Here is a 20363-nt window from a genome sequence, read left to right on the forward strand (position 1 = left end):
CGGGGGCATCGTTCGCCTCGACCGGAGGGAACACAACCTATGAAGATCGTTTTCGGTCGCTCGCGCTTCGTCGCGGGTGCCGCCACCTGTGCGCTTGCCACCGCGTTGATCGCCGGCCCCGTCGCCGCGCAGACCACGCCCGCCACGCCCGGCACCCTCGATGCGCGCGACCAGGCGACGAACCCGACGACGACCGAAGGCACTGCCGATCAGGGCGCCGACGACAGCATCGTCGTCACCGGATCGCTGCTGCGCCGCACCGACAGCGAAACCCCGTCGCCGGTCACCGTGCTGACGTCGGACACGCTGGCGAAGGCCGGCATCACCAACGTGTCGGACGCGATCCGCTCGATCTCGGCCGATGGCGCGGGGTCGATCGGCACCGGCTTCCAGAGCGGCTTTTCGGCCGGCGGTTCGGCGGTCTCGCTGCGTGGCCTGGGCGTTTCGTCGACGCTGGTGCTGATCGACGGGCTGCGTTCGGCCAATTTCCCGCTGAACGATGACGGCCGCAACGCCTATGTCGACCTGAACTCGATCCCGTTCAGCCTGGTCGACAAGGTTGAAGTGCTGAAGGACGGCGCATCGTCGACCTATGGCGCCGATGCGATCGGCGGCGTGGTCAACGTGATCCTGAAGAAGCACTTCACCGGCATCGACGGCCTGGTCGAAGGCGGCGTGGCGGAACGCGGCGATGCCTCGCACCAGCGCGCGCACCTGACGGTCGGCACCGGCGATTACGACGCCCATGGCTGGAACGTCTTCATCAACGGCGAATATCAGCGCGACGGCCGGGTATCGAACCACAGCCGCGGCTTCCCGTACAACACGCAGGACCTGACCTCGATCGGCGGTCTCGACAACAACCCGTCGGACAACTCGCTGACGGTCAACGTCCCCACCGCCTATGTCACCCGCGTTCGCCAGAGCGACCTGAACAACCCGCTGAGCGGGGCGGCCGGTTCGCCGCTGACCAGCCAGTATCGCGCGCTGGGTCTCGGCAACTGCGCCCGCGACACCTTCACCCTGAACACGACCGCGGTCCAGGGCACCGGCTGCAAGTACGATCTGGTCGACCTGTATCGCCAGATTCAGCCGCTGCAGGAACGCTATGCGCTGAACGCGCGGCTCAGCGTCCGCCTGAGCGACACGACCGAAGGCTATGTCACCGCCAGCTACAGCCGCAGCGACGTCAGCATCAACGGCACGCCGTCGGTCATCCGCGCGACGCAGCCCTTCGGCGCCGCGCCGTCGGTCGCATCGGCGAACCCCGGCATCGTCCTGCCGATGTACATCTGCTCGGCCGGCACCAACTGCGCCACCGCCGCCGATCGCCAGCTGAACCCGAACAACCCGTTCGCGGTGGCCGGCGCCGACCCGACGGCCAGCGCCGCGCGCATCTATTACATGTTCGGCGACATCGCCGGTGGCAGCGATCGCAAGAACGAGGTGTATCGCGCCGCCGCCGGCCTGAGCGGATCGTTCGACGAAGACCGCTTCGCCTGGCGCGTCGACGGCGTGTACGCCCGTGACGAGATGCAGATCACCCAGCACGGCCTGCTGAACATCCAGCAGCTGCTGCGCGCGATCAACACCGGCTCGTACAATTTCGTCAATCCGCAGGCGAACAGCCAGGCGGTGCGCGACCTGATCGCCCCGGACAAGGTTACGCCGTCCTTCTCGACCATGGCATCGGCCGATGCGTCGCTCAGCGCGCGCCTGCTCGACCTGCCGGGCGGCCCGCTCCAGCTCGCCATCGGCGGACAGGTGCGGCGCGAGACGCTGGAAAACAACAACCAGAACGTGAACCTCGACACCTATGGCCTGACGACCGCCTCGGCGTTCGGCGCGCACACCGTGTCGGCGGCGTATTTCGAACTGGGCGCCCCGATCGTCAAGCAGCTCGAAGTGAACGCATCGGGCCGCTACGACCATTATTCGGAAGGGTTCAGCCACTTCTCGCCCAAGGTCGGGGTGAAGTTCACGCCGATCCGCGAACTGGCGTTCCGCGGCACCTATAGCGAGGGCTTCCGCGCGCCGACCTTTGCGGAATCGGGCGCGCGCAGCCAATATGCCGGCTTCGTCACCACCACGCCGCCGTGCAACTTCATCCTGCAGCATGGCGGGACCGGCACCACCACGTCGTGTTCGGCCAACGGCAACCCGTACAACCTGCAATATTCGCTGGGTCGCGGGTCGGCGGGCAATCCCGACCTGAAGCCGGAAATCTCGCGCAGCTTCACCGCCGGCATGATCTTCCAGCCCGTGCGCTGGTTCAGCTTCACCGTCGATTACTACAATGTGCGCAAGAAGGACCTGATCGTCAGCGGCCCGTTGGTCGGCGATGCGGTACGGGCCTATTACAACTCGGCCAACCTCGCCGCCGCACAGGCCGCGGTCGCGGCGATCGGGCAGGGCTATTCGGTCAACAGCGTCGATGCGGTCGATCCGAACTTCCCGAACGCGCTGCCGCGCGTGCTCATCATCAACGTGCCCTATGTGAACGCGAACTATTCGACGACCTCGGGCATCGATTTCGCGGCGACGCTGACCGCGCCGATCGCGGACGACGCGACCTTCACGAGCCGCGTCGAGGTGACCCACATCCTCGAATACAACCTGAATGCGGGTGAGGCGAACGGCAACGTCCAGAACTATGCCGGGACGATGGGGCCGTACAACCTGTCGTCGGGCAACGGCACGCCGGCATGGCGCGGCAACTGGCAGAACACGTTGCAGGTGGGACCCTATGCCCTGTCGGCGACGACCTATTATGTCAGCCGGATCAAGGCGGTGTCGGAGGACCAGAACCTGCCGCGCGATTGCGCCAAGGGCAATCTCTACACCCGCTCGGCCCCGCAGAACGAACAGTTCTGCTACGTCAAATCGTTCATCAACGTCGACCTGAACGGCACGGCCAAGGTGAACGACAATTTCTCGTTCTTCCTGAACGTGAAGAACCTGTTCGACGTGAAGGCTCCGCTGGCCCCGGCCGCCTATGCCAGCGCGCCGAACTTCCTGACGACGTGGCATTATGCCGGCCTGATCGGCCGTCAGTTCCGCGCAGGCGCCAGCTTCCGCTTCTGATCGGTCTGGCTCTGAACCTCTTGATTTCAGGCTGATCCGTTCGTCCTGAGTAGCCACTGAGCTTGTCGAAGGGGCGTATCGAAGGACCGCCAATGGTGCTTCGATACGGGTCTTCGACAAGCTCAGCCCCTACTCAGCACGAACGGGTGGCTTTGAAGTCATCAGACTTCACACGACAGCGAAACGGCGGTCCTTCCCGACAGGGAAGGGCCGCCGTTTTGCGTTGCGAGCATTGCTAGAGCGTACCCCCGCGCAGGCGGGGGTCCAGGACCTCGAATAACGGACGCGACCGGCGTCCTCACCCGATGCGGTGCGCCCGTGCCTCGCCGAACAGGTCGGCGGTCATCAGCTTGTCCCATGCGGCCACGAAGTCGCGCACGAAGCGTTCCTGCCCGTCCACCGCCGCATAGACCTCGCTCACCGCGCGCAGCTGGTTGTTCGCGCCGAAGATCAGGTCGTAGCGGGTCGCGTCGAACCGCTTTTCCCCCGACGCCCGGTCGTTGACCGCGAAACGATGCCCGGCCTCGTCGGTCTTCGCCCACACATGATCCATGCTGGTGACGTGCACGAAGAAGTCGTTGGTCAGCGTTTCGCGGCGATCCGTGAACACGCCGGCATCGCCGCCGTCCCAGTTCGCGCCCAGCACGCGCAGGCCGCCGGTCAGCGCCGCCCATTCGGGCACGCTCAGGCGCAGCAACGCCGCCTTGTCCAGAAACAGCTGTTCCGGCGCGACGCGGCCCGCCGTCACCTCGGCGAAATGCGGGTCGGTATAGTTGCGGAAGCCGTCGACCACCGGGCGCAGCCATTCGAAGCTGTCGGCGTCGGTCAGTGCGTCGGTCGTGTCGCGCCGCCCGGCGGTGAACGGCACGTCGACCGCATGGCCGGCGTCCGCCGCCGCCCGCTCGACAGCGACCACGCCGCCCAGCACGATCAGGTCGGCGAGCGACACGCGCTTGCCACCCGCCGCCTTGCCGTCGAACTCCGCCTTCACGCCCTGCAACGCGTCGATCACCGGGCGGGTGCGCGCGTTGATCTCCCAGTCCTTTTGCGGGGCGAGCGCGAGGCGCGCGCCGTTCGCGCCACCACGCTTGTCGCTGTCGCGGTAGGGGAGCGCGGCCGACAACGCGGTATAGGAAAGGTCGGACACCGACAGGCCGGTGGCACCGATGGCCTGCTTCAGCGCGGCGACATCGCCCGCATCGATCAGCGCATGGTCACGCTCGGGGATCGGGTCCTGCCACAACAGGTCGGGGGCGATCGTCGCCTCCGGCCCGATATAGCGCTCGCGCGGCCCCATGTCGCGGTGGGTCAGCTTGTACCACGCCTTCGAAAACTGTTCGGTGAAGTAATCGAAGTCGGTCAGGAACCGCTCGCAAATCGGGCGATAGACCGGATCGACCTTCAGCGCGATGTCGCTGGTCATCATCATCAGCGCGTGCGTCTTGCCCGGAATATGCGCGTCGGGGGTGCGGGGGGCTTGCCTGTCGACCGGGGTCCATTGCAGCGAGCCCGCCGGGCTGCGCGTCTGTTCCCATTCATGGCCGAACAGGTTTTCGAGATAGCTGTTGTCCCACCGCGTCGGGTCCTGGGTCCAGCTGCCCTCGATGCCGTTGGTCATGGTGAATTCGGCGTTGCCGGTGCCTTCGGGGTTGTGCCAGCCCAACCCCATCGCTTCGACCGGGGCCATTTCGGGCGGCGCGCCGATGCGGTCGGGCGGGACCATGCCGTGGCTCTTGCCGAACGCATGGCCGCCGGCGATCAACGCCACCGTCTCCTCATCGTTCATCGCCATCCGGGTGAAGGTGATGCGGATGTCGCGCGCCGATGCCGCCGGATCGCCCTTGCCGTACGGCCCTTCGGGATTGACGTAGATCAGCGACTGGTTCGACGCGGCCAGCGGCTGTTCGAGGTCATAGTCCGCATCGCCGTTCTGGCCCCGCCAGCGCTTGTCGCGCATCGTCATCGAATCGAACGATTCGATATGGTGCGGGTCCCACACCTCCGGCCCCCAATAGGTCGCGTCGTCGGCGATCCACGCATCCTCGCGCCCGCCGGCAAAGCCGTAGGTCGGAAAGCCCATGATTTCGAGCGCGCAGGTGCCGGTCAGCACGATCAGGTCGGCCCAGGACAGCGACGCGCCATACTTGGCCTTGATCGGCCACAGCAGGCGGCGCGACTTGTCGATATTGCCGTTGTCCCACCAGCTTTCGATCGGGGCGAAACGCTGCAATGCCTCGCCCGCGCCGCCACGCCCGTCGGCGATGCGGTAGCTGCCGGCCGAATGCCACGCCATGCGGATCATCTGCGGCCCGTAATTGCCGTAATCGGACGGCCACCAGTCGACCGAGCTGGTCAGGAAGCCCTTGATCTCGTCCTTCAGCGTCGCAAGGTCGATCTTGGCGAACGCCGCCGGATAATCGAAATCGGCGCCCAGCGGGTTGGCCGACGGCGCGCTGCGCGCCAGCAGCTCGACCCGCAGCCGGTCGGGATACCAGTCGGCCAGCGTCGGCGGCGTGCCCATCGTGCCGCCGATGCGGTCGCCGCCAAAGGGGCATTTGCCAGCCAGCACCGTCTTGTAATCCTGCATCTTGGGCCTCGTTCTCGCCATGGTCGCGGGCGCTTGTCGGATAGGGGGCGACCCGGACCGTGGGACCACGGCGGCGGGGCGTATAAGGTCGACCGCTCCGCAGAACGTGTGGAGCCCGCGCGGGTTGCGGATAGCGGCGGACCAACGGGACAGCTTGCCCCGACCGCCCGCTTGCGGCTATGGGCCGCAGCATTCGCAAGGACCCGGTGCAATTCCGGGTGGCTATTCCGGCCGCCGATCCGCCGGACAACATCCCCGCAGCCATGATCCGCGCCCAAGAGATGCGCGCTGCGGCCCGATGTGGAATTTCCATGACGTTCGATTTTGCAACCTACCGCCGCCAATGGTTCGGCGGCGCCGTCCAGATCCGCCGCGACGTCCTCGCCGGGATCGTCGTCGCGCTGGCGCTGATCCCCGAAGCGATCGGCTTTTCGATCATTGCCGGGGTCGACCCGCGCATCGGCCTGTACGCCTCGGTCGCGATCGCGATGACGATCGCGTTTCTGGGCGGGCGGCCGGGCATGGTCTCCGCCGCGACCGCCGCCGTCGCGGTGCTGGTGGGGCCGCTGGTCCGCGACCACGGCGTCGAGTATCTGTTCGCCGCCACCATCCTGATGGGGCTGATCCAGATCGCCGCCGGGCTGCTCCGGCTCGACCGGGTGATGCAGTTCGTGTCGCGGTCGGTCATCACCGGCTTCGTCAACGCGCTCGCCATCCTGATCTTCATGGCGCAGCTGCCGCAGCTGACCGGGGTCAGCTGGCACAGCTATGCGCTGATCGCGCTCGGCCTCGCCATCATCTACCTGTTGCCGCGCGTCACCAGGGCGGTGCCGTCGCCCTTGGTCGCGATCCTCGTGCTGAGCATCATCAGCATCGCGATGGGCCTGCCGGTCAACACCGTCGGCGACATGGGGCAACTGCCCGAGGGCCTGCCGAGCTTCGCGCTGCCGCAGGTACCGCTGACGCTGGAGACGCTCCGGATCATCCTGCCGACGTCGCTGACCATGGCCGCCGTCGGCCTGCTGGAATCGCTGCTGACCGCGCAGATCGTAGACGACATGACCGATACCGACAGCGACAAGGCGCAGGAATGCGCCGGGCAAGGCGGCGCGAACATCGTCGCCGCGCTATTCGGCGGCATGGGCGGCTGCGCGATGATCGGCCAGTCGGTCATCAACGTCACCTCGGGCGGACGCGGGCGGTTGTCGACGTTCGTCGCCGGCGCCTTCCTGCTGTTCCTGCTCGCCGTGCTCGGCCCGTGGGTCGGTCGGGTGCCGATGCCGGCGCTGGTCGCGGTGATGATCATGGTGTCGATCGGCACGTTCAGCTGGAACTCGATCGCCAATCTGCGGCGCCACCCGCCGACCTCCTCGATCGTCATGCTGACGACCGTCGTCGTGGTCGTCGCGACGCACGACCTGTCGCTGGGCGTCCTCGCCGGCGTGCTGCTGTCGGGCGTGTTCTTCGCAGGGAAAGTCCAGCGGATGTTCGCGGTCGATCGGATCGTGGACGACGGCGGCGTCACCTACCGGGTTACGGGTCAGATCTTCTTCGCTTCGGTCGACCGCTTCCGCCGCGCCTTCGCGCTTGAGGCGGCGCCGGTGACGATCGACGTCGCCGCGGCGCATTTCTGGGACATTTCCGGCGTTGACGCGCTCGACAAGATCGTCGCGCGGCTGCGCCAGGGCGGCGCGGTGGTGACCGTCATCGGCTATAACCGGGCGAGTGCCGATCTGGTCGACCGGTTTGCGTTGCACGACAAGACCGGGGTCGAGTTGGGCGTCGTGCCGCATTGAGGGGGAGTCTCCCCCCGAGTGAAACCGCTGTGCGGGTTCCGTAACGTGCCCCCGCGCAGGCGGGGGTACGGCGAACTCGGGGGAAAGGTGCGACGTTCGCAGAGGTCTCGCAAAGACCATGGTCCGGTTGTGACGCCTTTTCCGTGAGTTACCGACGTCCCCCCCTACTGGGCCCCGGCCTTCGCCGGGGTACGGTTTTGCGGGGCGCCAGGACTTCCCCCACGCCCCGCAGCCCTCACATCGCCTGCTGTTCGCGGTTCAGGCTGCGACCGGGCTGGGTCGCGGCCGGTGCCGGCGCGCCCGCCGGGGTGGCACGGATATCGGCCGGTACCTCGACGAACGGTAGTTTCAGCGTCTCGCTGGTCATCCGCCGGATTTGGTTGGTGAAGCCCGGATCGTCGTTGAGCGTGCGACCATAGGACGGGATCATCGTCTCGATCTTCGGGGTCCAGATGCTCGCGAAGCGTTGTGGGAACGCCTTTTTCAGCACGTCGAGCATGATGGCGGGCGAGGTCGAGGCACCGGGCGAGGCACCCAGCAGCGCGGCGATGCTGCCCTGCTTGTCGGTGACGATCTCGGTCCCGAATTGCAGCACCGGACCCTTTTTCGGGTCGCGCTTGATGATCTGCACCCGCTGTCCGGCGGTGACCAGCTTCCAGTCGCCCTGTTTGGCGTTCGGGAAATACTTCACCAGTTCGGAGTGGCGATCCTTGTCGGTCAGCATCGCCTGGCTGACCAGATACTTCACCAGTTCGGCATTTTCCGCGCCGACCGCCATCATCGGCCCGACATTGTCCTTGTACACGCTGTTGAACAGGTCCTGCCACGACCCGTTCTTCAGGAACTTCGTGCTTTGCAGCGCGAACGGCCCGAACAGGATCACCGATTTGCCGTCGAGCTTGCGCGCGTCGAGATGCGGCACCGACATCGGCGGCGATCCGGCCTCGGCCTTGCCATAGACCTTCACGTCGTGGCGCGCGGTGATCGCGGGATTCTGAAAGGCGAGGAACTGGCCGCCGACCGGGAAGCCGCCATAGTCGCGGGCCTCGGGGATGCCTGACATTTGCAGCAGCTTCAGCGCCGCGCCGCCGGCGCCGATGAACACGAAGCGCGCGCGCACCGTGCGGTCTTTATTGTCGGAGAGGTTGCGGACGGTCACGTTCCAGATGCCGTCGTCGCCGCGGCGGATGCCCCGCACCTCGTGGCGCAGCTGCAGGCTGAAATTGGGGTTTTTGGTCAGTGCGTTGGCGAGCTGGTTGGTGATCACCCCCCAGTTCACGTCGGTGCCAATCGGCATATAGGTCGCAGCGACCTTCTGTGCCGGATCGCGGCCCTCCATCACCAGCGGCGCCCATGCGGCGATGCGCGACCGGTCCTGGGTGAACTCCATGCCGTAGAACAGCGGGTTCCGGACCAGCGCCGCCTGCCGCTTGCGCAGATAGTCGATGTTCGCATCGCCCCAGACAAAGCTCATATGCGGCGTCGGGTTGATGAAGCCGTTCGGCGCGCCGAGGCGCCCGGTCTTCACCTCATGCGCCCAGAACTGGCGCGCGACCTCGAACTGTTCGGCGATCTGCACCGCCTTGGTCGTGTCGATCGATCCGTCCGCGTTCTCGGGCGTGTAGTTCCAGCTCGGCAAAGCCCGAATGGCCGGTGCCGGCATTGTTCCACCCGTTCGAGCTTTCCTCGGCTACTCCGCCCAGGCGTTCGAACATCGCGACGCGCCAATTGGGCTCCAGCTCCTGGAGGTAGGTGGCGAGCGTGACGCTCATCACCCCGCCGCCGATCACCGCCATGTCGAGCGGTTGATCCTGCGCCGGCGCGGGGCCGGGCGACGAGGCCATCGGGCGGAACAGGAAAGCGACGATACAGAACAGCAGCAGACCGAGGATGCCGAGCACGATCTTGGTCTTGCGTCGGCGCTGCGGACGCGGTGCGGAGGGAGGTTGCATGGAGATATCCGTCATGAAGATGGGTGCGCGGATACGCCGTTTCGGTTCGGCCTGCGCAGCGAATCCTCTTGTTGTACGCGTTATACGAAGCGGTAATCCGAGGCAAATCCGTGCTTTCCCCCATGCTGCCGTCGCATCTGCCACCCACGGTTCCGCCTGCTCTCGTCGGAGAGCATCGCGCCGGCGTGAGCCGGTGCGTCCCGCAGGGGCGGCGGGGGTGGTGGTGATGAGTGTGGTTCCGGTTTCCTCGAGGCTAGCCGTCAGGTTGGATGCCGTCGGCCGGCTAGGCCAGCGACATCCGTTGTGTGTTCAAATGATTCTAGGAACGGTTGCGGATCGTCATGAGACTCGCACGCGGCATTATCGATCGCTGCGCCCAGCGAGGCGAGGACCTGGCCGAGCGCGCCGCCCAGCGTCACCTCAGCCAGCTCGCGACAGCTGAGCGTCGCGCGCATCGCCACCAGCTCGGCGGACTGTTCGGCGTGGTGGACGATGGCGTCGCACGGCAGCGGCGCCGGGCGGAACCGCCGCGGCAGGAAGCGCAGCAGCTTAGCCGGCAGCAGCGGGCGATAGATATTCGACGTCTGCCGATAGCGGGGGCCCGCGCCGGTGGTGCGGCAGAAGCGCCGCTGGCGGACTAGAAACCCCGCCGCCTCCAGTGTGGCGAGCGCACGGGCGACGGTGGCGCGGCCAAGCGCGGTCGCCTTCGCCAGATGGTCATAAGTCGGGAACACCCGACCGGTATTCAGCCGGGCGAGGGTGCAAATCTCCTCGAACACGCGCACGGCGCCGGCGGTGAGGCCTGCCAGCACCGCCTCGTCGGCACGCAGCATCCGCCCTTCGGCACGTGCATCGCGGCGCACCCGCCGCCCGGCATCGAGCGCGGCGCGCGCGGTGCGCAGCAGCCGGTCGGTCTCGCCCTTGGCCGGAACCGCGAAGAAACTGTCCTCGACGCTGCCCGCCTCGACGCTGCCGCGGCGTACCGGGGCGCCGGTGCGATGCACCCCGCTACTGCGTGGCCGTGCCGCCCGCGCCGGATGTGCGCGCGCTGGATCCAGCATGCGTGCGATTGCTTCGCTCAGGATGAGCGCCATCATCGTCCCCTTGTTGGGGGCCGGGACCATTTTTGCAAAAAAGAGGCGTGGCGCGAAACGCGCGTCCTTGAACCGGCAAGCGATCGGGGGTATCTGGAACGCACTGTGATGCTGAGTTCGACGTTTGGCGACGTCACTCCAAATACCCCTGGGACGCCCGGCCTTCGTGCCGGGCTTTCCTTTATGTGGTCACGGCCGCTTCCTCCTCTGCCGACCCCATTGCCGGCTTGAATGCGCCGACTGTCGCAGATGATTTCCAACAACGAAAGTGTTCCCGGTTCGTGCTTTCGCGGATGATGCTCGAAAATCGTTCGTGCTATCGCGGATGAAGCGGGCCCGGTTCGTGCTTTCGCGGACGCGAAACCGCGCTGGATTCGTGCTTTAGCGGATGCACCGCGCGGTCGAGTCGGATCAGTCGGTTACCGATTCGGCGGGTTCGATATCGTCCGATTCGCCGTCGTGCTCGAGTTCGGGCAGGCGCGGTTCGATCCGTACCCGGCTGTACCCCGGCGTCCGCGTGCCCTTGGCCGGGGTGGTCGCGCCGATCAGCACGAGGCGGAAATCGGGGATCGCATCCGCCTCGACGATGGCTTTGAGCGCATGGCGGAAGTGCGGCAGCGAATTCTGATAGCCCAATTGCCGGCGCAGCTCGTCGAGCTCCATTTCGCACGGCCCCTCGCTGCACGACGAGCGCGCGATCTCGTACAATCGCCGCTCGACCGGCCCCAGCTGGAAATAGCCGCTGGCGTAATCGAGGATCTGTCCGTCGTGCAGGATCGCGCGGTACAGCCAGTCGCACAGTCGAACCCGGATCGCCTTCAGTCGCCGTGCGTCACCGCCGGCGTCCTTCGACCGGGTATAGTAGAGCTTCGCTTCGGACAGCCACGAGAAATAGCCTTCCTCGCCTTCGCCGCCCGCCTCGATATTGGTCTTGATCTGCGTACCCTGCAATCGCTCCAGCGCCTGCGACAACCGGCCATAGGAGCGCGCCGAGGGGTTGTTGCCGGTCACGCAGAACAGGTCGTGCGCGGTGAAGTGGAATTCCTGGTTCACCTCTTCCCCGGCTTCGAGCCGCGCGATCATCAGGCTGGCGATATAGAGCACGATCTCCTTGTCGTAGATCGTGGCGGCCCCCTTGGCGGTCGGCACGATCTCGATCGAGACGGTGCCGTTGTCGTACGACAGCGGCCGCGTCCACTTGCCCTTGCTGAGCGCAAAGAACGGAAACGCCATCAGCGACCGCTCACCGCGCACATCGGCCAGAAGCGGGCTGTCGAGCACGAACAGATCGCGCTGAGTCCGAGGCGGGGTCATGCTCGAACCTCGGGTACGGCATCATCCGCGAAAGCACGAGTTGTGGAGCGACCATCATCCGCGAAAGCACGAATCCACTGGGGCGGGGGGGCGGAAAGCGGCGATCGGAGCGTCCCGGACACCGTCAATTCGTGCTTTCGCGGATGATGGTGGATCGTCAAGGAAGACTGCTGTGACTGGATCATATCCGTCAGGCTAGCAGTATGGCGTCGCCTGCTCAAACAGGCAGGCGACGTCCTATGGTTCACCGTTCGGCGACGGAGTGTTGTTCGAGGAACCACTGGTAGGTTTCGCGCACGCCATCGGCCAGCGCGACTGACGGCTTGAAGCCCATCGCGCCGAGCCGGCTCGAATCCATCAGCTTGCGCATCGTCCCATCGGGCTTACTCGTGTCGAACACGATCTCGCCGCCAAAGCCCGTCACCTGTGCCACCAGATGCGCGAGTTCACCGATGGTCACGTCCTCGCCGTAGCCCACGTTGATATGGCTCAGCATCGGCTCGGTGTTGGCGTCATAGGTCGCCTTGTCGAGGTCGAACACGAACAGTGACGCCTCCGCCATATCGTCGACATGGAGGAACTCGCGCTTGGGCGTACCCGTACCCCAGATTACCACCTGGTCCGCACTCGACTGGACCGCCTCGTGGAAACGGCGGATGAGGGCGGGCATCACATGGCTGTTCTCGGGGTGGAAATTGTCCCCCGGACCATAGAGGTTGGTCGGCATGACGCTGCGATAGTCGGTGCCGTGCTGCCGGTTGTAGCTCTCGCACAGCTTGATCCCTGCGATCTTGGCGACCGCGTATGGCTCGTTGGTCGGCTCGAGCACACCCGTCAGCAACGCATCCTCGCGCATCGGCTGCGCGACCGCACGCGGATAGATGCACGATGACCCCAGGAACAGCAGCCGGCGGACCCCGCTCGCGAACGCCTGATGGATGACGTTACATTCGATCATCAGGTTTTCGTAGATGAAGTCGGCCGGATAGGTGTTGTTGGCGTGGATGCCCCCCACCTTGGCCGCCGCCAGCACCACACCGTCGACCCCGGCCTCGGCGAAGAAGCCGCGCACCGCCTGCTGGTCGGTCAGGTCGAGCTCAGCGCGGGTGCGCGTCACCACCTCGGCACCACGTGTCGCAAGCTTGCGCGCGATCGCGCCGCCCACCATGCCGCGGTGCCCTGCCACGAAGATCCGCATCTGGCCGTCCTTACGATTCAAGCGACACGGGCAGCGCATAGCCGTGCTGCTTCAGCAGCGCATGGCGCTTGGCCGACTTCAGGTCCTCGGCAACCATTTCCTCGCACATCTCCTGCACGCTGATCTCGGGCACCCAGCCAAGCTTGTCCTTGGCGCGTGTCGGGTCGCCGAGCAGCGTGTCGACTTCTGCCGGGCGGAAATAGCGCGGGTCGATCCGCACGATTACGTCGCCTGCCTTCACCGACGGCGCATCCTCGCCCTCGACCTTGTCGACGATACCGATCTCGTCGACACCTTCGCCCTCGAAGCGCAAGCTGATGCCGAGGTGTGCCGCCGACCAGCTGATGAACTCGCGCACCGAATATTGCACGCCGGTGGCGATGACGAAGTCTTCCGCCGTCTCCTGCTGCAGCATCATCCACTGCATGCGGACATAGTCCTTGGCGTGGCCCCAGTCGCGCAGGGAATCGATGTTGCCCATGTACAGGCAGGGCTCGAGCCCCTGCGCGATGTTGGCGAGGCCACGGGTGATCTTGCGGGTCACGAACGTCTCGCCGCGCCGCGGGCTCTCATGGTTGAAGAGCACGCCGTTGCAGGCATACATGCCATACGCCTCGCGGTAGTTTACCGTGATCCAGTAGGCATAGAGCTTGGCCACCGCATAGGGCGAGCGCGGGTAGAAGGGCGTCGTCTCGCGCTGCGGGATCTCCTGCACCAGCCCGTAGAGTTCCGAGGTCGACGCCTGGTAGAAGCGTGTCTTCTTCTCGAGCCCGAGGAAGCGGATCGCCTCGAGCAGGCGCAGCGTGCCCAGCCCATCGACGTCGGCGGTATATTCGGGTGCCTCGAAGCTCACCGCGACATGGCTCTGCGCGCCGAGGTTGTAGACCTCGTCGGGCTGGATCTCTTGGATGATCCGCGTCAGGTTCGACGTGTCCGACAGATCGCCATAGTGCAGCTTCAGGTCGGGCGAAGGCGCGTGCGGGTCTTGGTAGATATGGTCGATGCGCTGGGTGTTGAACAGCGACGCACGCCGCTTGATCCCGTGCACCTCATAGCCCTTCTCCAGCAGCAACTCCGCCAGATACGAACCATCCTGGCCCGTAATGCCCGTGATCAACGCGACCTTCTTACCGCTCAACGTTCTTTCCCTTCGTATCCGCGCGATCCGAGGCGCTTCCCGATCCGCTCTGCGAAGGACACGATCGTATCCTTCCGCTCGCTTCGCTCGATAGCGGCAGCGGTGCGATTAGCAACAATAGCGTTACGGAATGGAAGGACCGTGCCGGGGGGGGGTATATAGCTGCGACGGATCAGCGCCGTCGACGTCCGGCGACACGCGCCTGTTCACCTGCCACTACGAACGGTGACGCCGCATTGGCTTGCGGATCATAATAACGATCGATCCGGTTACGAATCCGCGTTTGCGCTCGATTTTGTATGCGGTTCGCGATGCGCGCCATCGGCGCGATACCCGTGTCCTGCTCCACCTGATCCCGGTTCTGACGCTGTCCCGCCTGACCGACCACCGAGCGGGCAACGATGCCAGGTGCCGGCGTGGGCGAGGGGACCGCGACGTCCTGCGCCTCCGGATCGGCACGGTCCTGGGCTGCCGCTTCGGAGGCGACAGACGACAGCAGCATTAGGAATAGCAGAAAACGCATGTTCTGTTCATACCTTCCAAAGACCTGCCGTCGATAGGCATCAACGACCTGCTGGACGCAACCGGACGAAATCGATCTGTCCGGTCAGGCCCGACATCTGATCGGTCGGCTTGGCGACGAGCATGAACTGCTGGACGGGGCATGCCGTTGGCACGGTGATTTGCCCCGTGAAGCGACCACCCTGTCTCGAAGAAGCCGGAACGGGCACTCTTCCCAGTTCACGACCATCGCCGCAGGTCAGCGTCCAGTAGAAATAATCGCTATTCGGCCCTTCAACGGCGATGCTATGGCCTTCGATCACGTAGTTTCCGGGCGACAGAACCTGGGTCTGACGCAACAGCGGCCCACCCAGATTGGGTGGCACCGAGATATCGACCAGACCGCTGTTCTCGCCATGCTGAATCGTAGTCGAGATGCCGCTGTCGGTAATCGGCGTCCAGTCGAACGGCGAAGGCAACGTCAGATTCGCCTCGAAGTTCGCATCGCGCGACATCTGTCGATCGACGCCGCGCCGCATGGACCTGTAGTAGGTCCATGCGTCATCGGTCTGCCCCGCGGCAAGCAGACGCGGGATCAACAAGGCTTCCGTACCTTCGGGAAGGTTCATTCCCCGCGATCGCAGCGTCGCCAGAACGCTGGCCGTCGCTCGCGTATCCGGACCGTTCACCGCCAGATAGGTGACGAAATGGTCACCCCAGATCGGTCGGGTTCCCAGCAGACGGATCAGATCGCTACGGATATCGCTGTTGGTGATGGCCGACGCCAGCACCGGGAAGAGCAAGTCAGCGGCAACGCGAGAGGTCCGCAATGCCGTATCGTAATTGCGTAACGCCCCGGCGATGTCGTTGCGCGCGACCGCGTCCTCGATCGCCCAGAGCCGGGTACGAAGATCACGGCGCGACAATTTGTCAGCATAGGCGAAGATACGGCGGGCGGCGGCCGTATTTTCACGGATCTGGGCGTTTATTCCAAGCGTCGCTACGGCCGATACCGCCGTCGGATCATGACGCAACGCCTGGCGCGCCAACATGTCGCTGCGGTTCCGTTCCGCGCTATCGGCTTCGGCACCGGACAGCTTTTCCGACAGTATCGCACCGATCCGGCCATCCTCCGGCGCAAGGGCATAAGCCTGTTCCGGTGCCTTGCCACGCAGCATATACGCCGTCGAACGGCTGATCGACCCGTAAGCGATCCCGGTAGCGACAGCCGCCAACGCCAGGCGCACACCCCATTCACCGACCGGGCGCCGGGCGAGGGCACCACGCTTGGCCATTACCGCTGTCCCTTGGACTCGGCACCACCATCACGGCCATAGCCGTATCCATAATCATAGCCGTAGCCGAAATGGGACTTGCGTGCTTCGAACTTGGTCAAGACGCCGCCGAAGATATGTGCGTTCGCTGCGGCCAGTCGGGCCAGTGCCGTCTTGACCAGCGTCGAGCGAATACCATGGGATTCGACTGTATAGACAATCCCTTCGACCCGGCTCGCGATCAGCGGCGCGTCGGCCAGCCCCATAACCGGCGGGCTGTCGATCACGATGTGGTCGAAATGTTCGTGTAACCGCTCGATCAACAGCGACAACCGATGGCCGGTCAACAATTCAGCGGCATTGGGGGGAACGGGACCCGCCGCCATCGCCGCCAGTTTGAGATCGTCCATTTCGAAGATGAGCGAATGGATATCATCCTGTCCGGCAAGGAAATTGCTCAATCCGCGATCATTGGCGACGCCGCCCAGATGATGGACCGAAGGCGACCGCATGTCGCCGTCGATCAGGATCACGCGCTTTCCGCTGCGTGCCAGCATCGTCGCCAGTGCGAGCGACGTCGTGGACTTGCCCTCTGCAGGACGTGTCGACGTGACCGACAGAGAACGTGGCACGCCATGTTCGGTGGTGAACGCCAGGTTGGTCTGAATCGCCAGATAGGCATCGACCAGTTCCGACTTGCGATCGAGCAACGCCGCACGCGGCGTGACACCCTCGACCTTGGGAACCGATCCCAGCAACGGCAGACCGAGACGGCGTTCGATCTCGTCCGGATCGGCGATGGCTTCGTCCATCTGCTCCAGTGCGAGAGCCAGCGCGGCGCCCAGACCAAGACCCGCCAGAAGGGCGATCGCGAGGTTCAGTATCAGTCGCGGCGAGGACGGCCGCTGCGGCACGTCGGCCTGATCGACGACCGACACGTTGTTCACGCCGACACCGCCCGCGACGCCTATTTCCTTGAAGCGTTGCAGAAGGCCTTCGTACAGCGCGCGGTTGGTATCCACTTCCTGCTGGAAGATATTGTACTGGATCGATCGACGACGCAGGTCGAGGTAGCTGCCCTTCAGTTGTTCGACACGTTCCTTGAGCGCCCGCTCGCGCTCTACCGCGCCACGATAATCCGTCTCGATCGAACCGGACACGCGACGCTCTTCGCTGGAGATACTGCGATCCAGTTGATCGATCTGCGACTTCAGCGCCCGTGCCGCGGGATATTGCGGCTCGAACTGGGTCATCAACTTCTGATATTCGGCCGCCAGTTCCGCACGCCGCTGACGCAGCGTATTGATCGCCTGATTACGCAGTGCTTCGGAAGACGCGCCGCGGGCGCCACCTTCGCGATACCGTGCTTCGGCGGCAATGCGTTCGGCGGTCGCCTGGCTGAGCGCGGCATTGAGCGATGCGAGCTCGTCCGCGACGATTGAACGTTCGGACGTCGAACCGTCGCCGTTCTGTTGCGCGGGAAGGTTGATGATGCGTTCCTGCGAGGCATAGGCGACCAGCTGACGCTGGCTTTCATCCAGACGTTCCTTCTGTTGCGCCAGCTGGCGTTGCAACAGGTTGCGCCCATAGGACGTCGCCTGCACCTTGCGTTCGAGATTGGTCTGGATGAACGCATCCGACCAGGCATTCACGACCTTTGCCGAGAATTCGGCATCCGAACTGGTGAAGCGGATATTGACCAGACGCGACAGGCGGGTCGGAACGACACTCAGATGTTCGCGCAGGACCTCGCCGGCGATCCGTTGTCGAGTGGCACGCCCCGCTGCGGGATAGCGACCGTTCATCAACTGGAACGCGGGCTCGTCGGACGAAACCCCGAAGCGCTCGTAGAATTTGGGGTCGTCGACCAGACGCAGCTGCGTAGCGACGCGCTCGGACAACGAGCGCGATTGCAGCAGTCCATATTGGGTCTGGTAGAATTCCTGGTCCGCAACGCTGGTTTCACGCTCGACCCCCTGGAAGTTCGTTACCTGGTTGGCTTCGCGGGAAATCTCGATCGTCGCACTCGCCGTGTACTTTGGCGTCATCAGCAACGTCACGATCAGACTGAGCAGAATACAGACTGCCACGGTGCCGAGGATGACATAGCGCCAGCGCACCGCGATCCGCAGATACTGGCGAATAGCCGACATGCCGACGGCGTTCGATGACGGCGCGACCGGAGCGATACCGCTGCTGGACGGGCTGGAGACGATGGAATTCATGTCGTGCAGGAGCCTTATTGCAGTACCGCGATCAACGGGCCGGCGAGTAGCGGTGAGAGCGATACGAAATCGCGGAACAGACGGCGCTGCGGCGAATCACCGACGACGATGACATCGTTCGCGAACACGGGGGGATCGTCGTAGCTGCCGCGCCGGATGGCCGCGACGTTGTACAGTCCCGCCATTCGCTGGTTGCCCACGGTCCGCAGGATCACGACGTCTTCCTGCCTTGCGAATTCCGACAGACCCTTGGCGGACGCGATCACGCGCATGAGCGTCATCTGGTTCGTCACCGGATACAAGCCCGGTTCGACGACTTGCCCGTCGATGGTCACGACCTGGCTGACCGAACTCTTGATGTTGACCGTCACCCCGGGGTTGCGGACGTACCGCGCCCTGAGTGCCGTATCGATTGCGCTCGCCAGTTCCTCCGCCGTCTTGCCGCGCGCATCGATCGTGCCGGCAAGCGGCATCGCGATGCGACCGCTGGCGTCTACCTGCATCTCCCGGCTGAGTTCGGGAACGGTGAAGACATCGACCTGGATCGTATCCAGCGGACCGATCAGCGCGGGACGGTCGGCAGCGGTCAGATCGCCACGATTGGGGGGCGGCAGTACCGAACTTCCCTCGACCACCGTCAGTCCCGCTGTCGTCTGCAACGGCGCCTGGCGCGCGCAGCCAGCAAGGGCGCTTGCCATCAGGAAGGCGATACAAAGCTTGCGCATGCGATAGGAAATCCGCGATGGGTACAGGAAGAGACAGCAGCCTATAGTTGCTGGTCGGAGTTGGGTAAAGCCGACGACCGTGATCCCTTGCGGACCTCCGCGAGCCAGATCGCCGCGACGACGATGGTCGCCATCATCATGGGAGTCCGCGCGGGATAGTCGAACGCGCTGGCGATCAGTGTCAGCAGCAGGATCGCCGACCCCAGGCGCGACCGCACCATATCTTTCCCCTGGCGCCATGCACGCAGGCTGACGCCTGCCCACCACAGAAGGGCGGCGATCATCAGTGCCAGTCCAGCGACACCGCCATCGAGCGCGATCTCGAGGAAGTCGTTATGGGCGTGGTTGAAATAAGTAGGCTTCAACAGGTCCAGCGGCTCGTTGATCCGGAATACCGGATCGAAACTCCCAAATCCCGTTCCTGCGGGCCAGTAGGTCCGTTCCATCGAGAGAACGACGGGCAACGCCCGGGCGCGTATCTCCGCGTCACCTTCGGTGACAATGGCCCGGTTGATGCTTTCGGCACGGTCCGCGGCGACGCTGAGAAGGACCATGCCGCCGATCGCGACAAGGATACCGGCCAGCAGCACCGGCAAGACCCAGCGTGGATACCGCTGTAGTTCGCGCCGCAAGGGCACGTTGGCGATCAGCAGCCCCAGCAGCGTCCCGGACATCCCGACGATCATACCCGCCCGCGATCCGGTCGCCAGGATTGTCAGGATGAACAGCAGCAACAAGCCGATCGCGACCGGACCACGCCAATGCGGTCGCCTTCCATCCAGGAACACCCATGCCGGCGCCAGCACGCATCCTATCGCCAGGAACAGCGAGAGGTGGTTCCGGTTCGCAAAATTCCCGCTCACCTGTCCCGGCGTGTCGTTGACGAAGGGATTGTTAAAGCTGGCCCCGGAGAACTGGATCAACCCCGTCAGGGCGGATAGTGTGACGAAGACGAGCAGGATGGATGGCAGCCATTTGCGCTCTTGGGGAGAGCTAGCCGCGATCAGCAGCAGCACCGCGATCGGCACGATCAGCGACCCCGCGGCGTTCCATGTCGCTCCGGGCACCATCGACCATGGCCGCCAAGGCTGCGCCTCCCCGACGATGTCCGTCGCGCCGCTCAGCATCGCGCGGCCCGGTAATGACTGCCAGATCGCAGGAGGCAAGGGGACGAGCTGGACCAGAACGAGTAGCAGGGCTGCCGACAACAGCAGCGCGACGGGTTTGACGTCCCGCAAGGCGGGACGAGGTCCGAACAACGCCAGTACGATGAGCGACAGCCATGCGACGGTGCGGACGACGATCTGGCCCAACGCATCCGCACGCGATGCCCCGCCCGCCAACCATAGGAAGCCGAGCAGGATCGCCAGCAGGACAAAGCCGATCCCTGGTCGGGGGAAAGCGGCGGGGCGGGCACGGGATATCATAGCGGTTGCGGACTACGCGATTGGTCCACCGAACGAAACCCGCCAAAA

General features: G+C 64.9%; 14 protein-coding genes and 1 other annotated feature. Of the genes, 2 read left to right on the top strand and 12 right to left on the bottom strand.

What is annotated here, in order from left to right; genetic code table 11:
• Positions 1 to 39: 39 nt before the first annotated feature.
• Positions 40 to 3084 (top strand): TonB-dependent receptor plug domain-containing protein, encoded by a 3045-nt coding sequence (locus tag AVT10_RS11035; RefSeq protein WP_066691027.1) that lies wholly within the window; start codon positions 40 to 42, stop codon positions 3082 to 3084.
• 298 nt (positions 3085 to 3382) lie between these two features.
• Here AVT10_RS11035 and katG read toward each other — a convergent pair whose 3' ends face one another.
• Entirely contained in the window at positions 3383 to 5692 is a 2310-nt protein-coding gene (gene katG / locus AVT10_RS11040; RefSeq protein ID WP_066691036.1) for a catalase/peroxidase HPI, read from the bottom strand.
• A gap of 175 nt (positions 5693 to 5867) precedes the next feature.
• Positions 5868 to 5923, top strand: a sequence feature (sul1 is cis-regulatory element that is thought to sense ions involved in sulfur or methionine metabolism; They are found in Alphaproteobacteria).
• A gap of 59 nt (positions 5924 to 5982) precedes the next feature.
• Between katG and AVT10_RS11045 the strand changes: the two genes are divergently transcribed.
• Positions 5983 to 7467 (top strand): SulP family inorganic anion transporter, encoded by a 1485-nt coding sequence (locus AVT10_RS11045; protein WP_066691039.1) that lies wholly within the window; start codon positions 5983 to 5985, stop codon positions 7465 to 7467.
• 235 nt (positions 7468 to 7702) lie between these two features.
• Here AVT10_RS11045 and mqo read toward each other — a convergent pair whose 3' ends face one another.
• The 11 genes from mqo to AVT10_RS11095 form a co-directional block, all read right to left on the bottom strand.
• A complete protein-coding gene (gene mqo, locus AVT10_RS11050) occupies positions 7703 to 9106 on the bottom strand; it encodes a malate dehydrogenase (quinone) (RefSeq protein WP_232307985.1) in 1404 nt (467 codons plus the stop codon).
• Positions 8997 to 9419 (bottom strand): malate:quinone oxidoreductase, encoded by a 423-nt coding sequence (locus AVT10_RS18760; RefSeq protein WP_232307982.1) that lies wholly within the window; start codon positions 9417 to 9419, stop codon positions 8997 to 8999. Before AVT10_RS18760 ends, mqo begins: the two co-directional genes overlap by 110 nt.
• Positions 9420 to 9679: 260 nt before the next feature.
• Complete coding sequence (locus AVT10_RS11055; RefSeq protein ID WP_232307983.1) at positions 9680 to 10513, bottom strand: helix-turn-helix domain-containing protein; 834 nt, start codon at positions 10511 to 10513, stop codon at positions 9680 to 9682.
• A gap of 411 nt (positions 10514 to 10924) precedes the next feature.
• Positions 10925 to 11827: a replication initiator protein A gene (locus AVT10_RS11060; protein ID WP_066691042.1), complete on the bottom strand. Its 903-nt coding sequence runs from the start codon at positions 11825 to 11827 to the stop codon at positions 10925 to 10927.
• A gap of 244 nt (positions 11828 to 12071) precedes the next feature.
• Positions 12072 to 13025, bottom strand: coding sequence for a GDP-L-fucose synthase (gene fcl, locus AVT10_RS11065; protein WP_066691050.1), 954 nt, complete (start codon positions 13023 to 13025; stop codon positions 12072 to 12074).
• A gap of 10 nt (positions 13026 to 13035) precedes the next feature.
• Positions 13036 to 14163 carry a GDP-mannose 4,6-dehydratase gene (gene gmd / locus AVT10_RS11070; protein ID WP_066691053.1) on the bottom strand — a complete coding sequence of 376 codons (1128 nt, stop codon included), beginning with the start codon at positions 14161 to 14163 and terminating at the stop codon, positions 13036 to 13038.
• Positions 14164 to 14335: 172 nt separating this feature from the next.
• Complete coding sequence (locus tag AVT10_RS11075) at positions 14336 to 14686, bottom strand: hypothetical protein (protein WP_157092753.1); 351 nt, start codon at positions 14684 to 14686, stop codon at positions 14336 to 14338.
• A gap of 40 nt (positions 14687 to 14726) precedes the next feature.
• Complete coding sequence (locus AVT10_RS11080; protein ID WP_066691059.1) at positions 14727 to 15959, bottom strand: hypothetical protein; 1233 nt, start codon at positions 15957 to 15959, stop codon at positions 14727 to 14729.
• Entirely contained in the window at positions 15959 to 18163 is a 2205-nt protein-coding gene (locus AVT10_RS11085) for a GumC family protein (protein WP_198158560.1), read from the bottom strand. Before AVT10_RS11085 ends, AVT10_RS11080 begins: the two co-directional genes overlap by 1 nt.
• Positions 18164 to 18177: 14 nt before the next feature.
• Complete coding sequence (locus AVT10_RS11090; RefSeq protein ID WP_232307984.1) at positions 18178 to 18861, bottom strand: polysaccharide biosynthesis/export family protein; 684 nt, start codon at positions 18859 to 18861, stop codon at positions 18178 to 18180.
• 68 nt (positions 18862 to 18929) lie between these two features.
• The gene (locus AVT10_RS11095; RefSeq protein ID WP_066691063.1) at positions 18930 to 20315 is read right to left on the bottom strand and encodes an O-antigen ligase family protein; all 1386 of its coding nucleotides are present in this window, start codon (positions 20313 to 20315) and stop codon (positions 18930 to 18932) included.
• Between the last annotated feature and the right edge of the window lie 48 nt (positions 20316 to 20363).

It is taken from the genome of Sphingomonas hankookensis, from assembly GCF_001619955.1.
Classification (GTDB): Bacteria; Pseudomonadota; Alphaproteobacteria; order Sphingomonadales; family Sphingomonadaceae; genus Sphingomonas; species Sphingomonas hankookensis_A.

Coding starts and splice junctions, on each gene's coding strand:
- AVT10_RS11095 (WP_066691063.1), bottom strand. CDS start 20,315: ATGATATCCCGTGCCCGCCCCGCCGCTTTCCCCCGACCAGGGATCGGC.
- AVT10_RS11090 (WP_232307984.1), bottom strand. CDS start 18,861: ATGGCAAGCGCCCTTGCTGGCTGCGCGCGCCAGGCGCCGTTGCAGACG.
- AVT10_RS11080 (WP_066691059.1), bottom strand. CDS start 15,959: ATGGCCAAGCGTGGTGCCCTCGCCCGGCGCCCGGTCGGTGAATGGGGT.
- AVT10_RS18760 (WP_232307982.1), bottom strand. CDS start 9,419: ATGCAACCTCCCTCCGCACCGCGTCCGCAGCGCCGACGCAAGACCAAG.
- AVT10_RS11045 (WP_066691039.1), top strand. CDS start 5,983: ATGACGTTCGATTTTGCAACCTACCGCCGCCAATGGTTCGGCGGCGCC.
- fcl (WP_066691050.1), bottom strand. CDS start 13,025: ATGCGGATCTTCGTGGCAGGGCACCGCGGCATGGTGGGCGGCGCGATC.
- AVT10_RS11055 (WP_232307983.1), bottom strand. CDS start 10,513: ATGGCGCTCATCCTGAGCGAAGCAATCGCACGCATGCTGGATCCAGCG.
- AVT10_RS11085 (WP_198158560.1), bottom strand. CDS start 18,163: ATGAATTCCATCGTCTCCAGCCCGTCCAGCAGCGGTATCGCTCCGGTC.
- AVT10_RS11060 (WP_066691042.1), bottom strand. CDS start 11,827: ATGACCCCGCCTCGGACTCAGCGCGATCTGTTCGTGCTCGACAGCCCG.
- AVT10_RS11035 (WP_066691027.1), top strand. CDS start 40: ATGAAGATCGTTTTCGGTCGCTCGCGCTTCGTCGCGGGTGCCGCCACC.
- katG (WP_066691036.1), bottom strand. CDS start 5,692: ATGGCGAGAACGAGGCCCAAGATGCAGGATTACAAGACGGTGCTGGCT.
- AVT10_RS11075 (WP_157092753.1), bottom strand. CDS start 14,686: ATGCGTTTTCTGCTATTCCTAATGCTGCTGTCGTCTGTCGCCTCCGAA.